Raw genomic sequence first — 4271 nt, forward strand, 5'->3', positions numbered from 1 at the left:
CCCAGGCCCTCCTCGCGGCTCGGCCAGCGGAAGCGCACCAGCGGCGCCAGCACCGCGAGCGCGGCAATGCCGAACAGGGCGGCGCCGGCCACGCGTGCGGCAAACGGCAGCGCCAGCCACAGCCCGGCCCAGGACGCGACCAGGAACAGACCGGCGACCGTCAGGAACCGCGCCAGATGTGGCCACGCCCGCTCCCACGCAATCGCGAATTTCGCCCGCTGCAGAGCCTCGGTCAGCTTCAATTGCGTCAGCTTCAGCCGCGCGTCCGCATCGCTGTCGTTGACGGCGCGTGACGGGTTGTCGGACGGGTCGATGTTGGCTCCGCTCAATAAGATCTCCGGGGTAGCCGGCAGGTCAGCCTAGCACAGCGGCGGCTTTGAGGCACCCGTTCCGGGACGTAACCCACACCGGGAAATACGCATAACACGAAGGCGTGACTGCGGCGGTTCGACCCCGTAACGTCCCGGCCGAACCAACGCCTTAACGCATGAGGAAGCGACATGGACCAAAAAACACACGACAAGGGGCTCGAAATCCGCAAGGCGGTGCTCGGCGAGGCCTATGTCAACAATGCGCTGAAGAATTCGGACAGCTTCAACAAGCCGTTCCAGGAACTGGTCACGGAATATTGCTGGGGCGCGGTCTGGGGCCGCGAGGAATTGCCGCGCAAGACGCGCAGCATGCTCAACCTCGCCATGATCTCGATCCTGAACCGGCCGCACGAGCTGAAGGCGCACATCAAGGGCGCGCTGACCAACGGCGTATCGCGCGACGAGATCCGCGAGATCTTCATGCAGGTCTCGATCTACGCCGGCATCCCGGCCGGCGTCGACAGCTTCCGCATCGCGCGCGAGGTGTTTGCCGAACTCGACAACAAGGCGTGAGCGAACTCGACTCGTTGTCGTCCCGGCCAAGCGAAGCGCGAGCCGGGACCCATAACCACAGCTCGTTGTCGTTACGACGGCTGTGGCCCCAGCTAAACCAAACAACTCAGTCTTGGGGTTATGGGTCCCTGCCTTCGCAGGGACGACATCGAATGTGGGGCGCGCGGCTCGGCACATAACGACGTAGAGGAAACGAGAAATGGAAATCGGATTCATCGGCCTCGGGAAGATGGGCTTCCCGATGGCGCGCCGGCTGATCGAGGCCGGCCACAAGCTCACCGTCTTCGACATGCGCAAGGACGCCGTCGATCAGCTGGTTGCGCTCGGCGCCGCGGCTGCGACATCGCCCAAGGATATCGCCGACCGCGTCGAGACCGTAATGGCGAGCCTGCCCTCGCTGCAGGCCTCGCTCGAGGTCGCAGCCGGCACAGGCGGCGTGATCGAGGGCAAGCGCGTCAAGCGCTTCATCGATCTCTCCACCGTCGGCTCGCAGATGGCGGTGAAGATCCACGACCTGCTGGCCAGGAAGAACATCGTGCAGATCGACAGCCCGGTCTCCGGCGGCGTCTCCGGCGCCGAGAAGGGTACGCTGGCGGTGATGGTGTCGGGCCCGCGCGCCGATTTCGAGCTGGTGAAAGGCGCGCTCGACATCATCGGCAAGGTGTTCTTCATCGGCACCAAGCCGGGCTCCGGCCAGACCATGAAGCTCGCCAACAATTTCCTGTCGGCGACCGCGATGGTCGCGACCTCGGAAGCGGTGGTGATGGGCGTGAAGTCCGGGCTCGATCCGGCCGTGATGATCGACGTCATCAATGCAGGCTCGGGGCTGAACACCGCGAGCCGCGACAAGTTTCCGCGTTCGGTGCTACCGCGCAGCTTCGACTTCGGCTTCGCCACCGGTTTGATGGTAAAGGACGTGCGGCTCGCGGTCGAGGAGATGCGCTCGCTCGGGCTGTCGATGGAAGTTGCCGAAGCGGTCGGCCGGCTCTGGGAAGTCATCATCCGCGACGAAGGACCTGAGTCGGACTTCACCGCGGCGATCAAGCCGATCGAGAAGGCCGCGGGCGTGATCGTGGGTGGTGGCAAGGGCGGCAGTCACGCCGCGAAGTAAGCGCCGTCGACAAAATAACGCTGTCGTCCCAGGCAAGCGAAGCGCGACCCGGGACCCAAAACCACAGGGGTTTGTAGTATGTTGAGCCGGGGCCCCAGCTCAGCATCTCAATCAAGAGCGGTGGTTATGGGTCCCGGCTTTCGCCGGGACGACACCGAATATGGAGCGCCGCCAGCGGCTCACAGCGAGGCGCGGGCGTGTGCATTGCGAGACAAGGAGCGCGGACCATCGCTCCCCCGTCATCCTCAAGTTGTCATGACGGTCGGCTATCCTGTCTTCCCTACAAATCTGCAAAAAATTGGGGAGGACTGAATGAGGCGTCATCGACCCTATCGTGTCGGCGCGACCATGGCCCTGTTCGCCGGTGTCGCGATCGCCAGCTCGCCAGCCATGGCGACGCCGTGCAACAATCTGCAATCCTTGCAACTGCAGCACACCGTCATCAATTCGGCGACCGACAACAGCACCGGAGCGTTCGTCGTTCCCGGCAACCCGCCGACCACGATCACCGGTCTTCCCCCGTTCTGCCGGGTGACCGCAACCCTTACTCCGAGCTCGGATTCCAGCATCAAGATCGAGGTCTGGTTGCCCGAGGGCACGTGGAACGGCAGGTTCCTCGGCACCGGCGGCGGCGGGTTCCAGGGCGACATCACCTACAGCGAGCTCGCCAACGGCATCAAGGCCGGCTTTGCTGCGACCAACAGCGACCTCGGCACCGGATCCTCGGGATGCAATCCGTTGTTCTGCGGCTCGAACGGCAACATGGGCAATCCGCTCGCAACTGAGTTCGGCGATCCGGCCGCGCCGTCGACCGGCCTGTTCGGACATCCCGAGCGGATCAAGGATTTCGGCTTCCGGGCCATTCACCTGATGACCGTGCGCGGCAAGGAGATCGCCAACGCGTTCTATGGGCAGCGAGCGAAGATGGCCTATTTCGCCGGCTGCTCCACCGGCGGCCAGAATGCCTTGATGGAGGCGCAGCGCTTCCCGGACGACTATGACGGCATCCTGGCGGGCGCAGCGGCGTTCAACCGCACCCACCTGCATATGGCGGGGCTTGCGGGCTGGCAGAACACGCATGCGAGCCCCGGCCGGTTCATCCAGCCTGGCCAGATGACGCTGATCAACCAGGCGGTGCTCAAGCAGTGCGTCGGCCACGACGGCGGCGCCGGCACCGACCAGTTCCTGACCGATCCGCGCGACTGTGGTTTCGATCCGAAGTCGTTGCTGTGCACCGGCGGCAAGCAGCCGCCCGCATGCCTGACGGCCGATCAGGTCATGACCATGCAGAAATACTACGCGGGCACGATCGACCCGGTGAACGGGCAGCTCATCAATCCGGGCTCCGAGCGCGGCAACGAAACCGACGACGTGCTCGCACTCGGCCTAGCATTCCAGGAGCAACTTCCCGAGCCGGCGTTCGACGGCCTGTTCTACTGGGTGTTCGGTCCGAGCTTCGGCTACCCGTCAAGCAAGGTCAATTTTGCGAATTTCGACTTCCACCGCGCGGTCGACAAGGTCGACGATCAGCTTGCCGAGGTGCTGAACGCAACCAGCACCGATCTCGGCGAGTTCCGCGAGCATGGCGGCAAGCTCATCATGTATCACGGCTGGGCCGACCCGCTGATCCCGTCGCAGAGCAGCATCAACTACTTCAATGCCCTGGTCGGGAACGAAGGCCACGGCTTCCAGCCCGCCGGCTTCTTCCCGGGCGGTAACCCGGCGCTGCGGCGGACCCAGAGCTACGCGCGGCTGTTCATGGTGCCGGGGATGTACCACTGCTCCGGAGGGCCCGGTCCGAACACGTTCGACGCGCTCACCCCGCTGGTCAACTGGGTCGAGAACGGCACAGCGCCGGAAACCATCCTCGGCACCAAGTTCGTTGCCGATACGCCGCCCGCAGTCCAGTTCACGCGGCGGCTCTGCGTCTTCCCGAAAGTCGCACAGTACAACGGCAGCGGCAGCAGCAGCATTGCTGCGAATTTCACCTGCGTCGCGCACGACCACGAGTTCAACCAGACGCCGGCGCCGAAATACGGGCCGTGAGGCATGCGACGCCGGCGAGCTTCGGGGCTCGCCGGCGTTTTTGATGAACTGTGGAGCGGAGCGATGTGATGGGTTTCGCTGCGCTCTACCCATCCTACGATGTCTGCTGTCGACAAAATAAATGCTGTCGTCCCGGGCAAGCGAAGCGCGACCAGGGACCCATAACCACAGGCGTTTGTGGTTTGAGGGGCTGGGGCCCCAGCTAACTGCAACAACAACAAGCGGTGGTT

4 protein-coding genes are annotated in these 4271 nt (G+C 64.2%); 3 read left to right on the top strand and 1 reads right to left on the bottom strand.

What is annotated here, in order from left to right; genetic code table 11:
• A partial coding sequence (locus H8B02_RS45690; protein ID WP_376711791.1) for a DUF4175 family protein occupies nt 1-329 on the bottom strand: 329 nt, incomplete at its 3' end.
• A 171-nt stretch (nt 330-500) separates the two neighbouring features.
• Here H8B02_RS45690 and H8B02_RS45695 point away from each other — a divergent pair.
• The 3 genes from H8B02_RS45695 (at nt 501) to H8B02_RS45705 (ending at nt 4041) form a co-directional block, all read left to right on the top strand.
• Nucleotides 501-884 (top strand): carboxymuconolactone decarboxylase family protein, encoded by a 384-nt coding sequence (locus H8B02_RS45695; RefSeq protein ID WP_018268955.1) that lies wholly within the window; start codon nt 501-503, stop codon nt 882-884.
• A gap of 199 nt (nt 885-1083) precedes the next feature.
• Complete coding sequence (locus H8B02_RS45700; RefSeq protein ID WP_229172277.1) at nt 1084-1995, top strand: NAD(P)-dependent oxidoreductase; 912 nt, start codon at nt 1084-1086, stop codon at nt 1993-1995.
• Nucleotides 1996-2307: 312 nt separating this feature from the next.
• Nucleotides 2308-4041 (top strand): tannase/feruloyl esterase family alpha/beta hydrolase, encoded by a 1734-nt coding sequence (locus H8B02_RS45705; protein WP_229172278.1) that lies wholly within the window; start codon nt 2308-2310, stop codon nt 4039-4041.
• Nucleotides 4042-4271 lie beyond the last annotated feature (230 nt).

The organism is Bradyrhizobium altum (assembly GCF_020889705.1).
GTDB lineage: Bacteria > Pseudomonadota > Alphaproteobacteria > Rhizobiales > Xanthobacteraceae > Bradyrhizobium > Bradyrhizobium altum.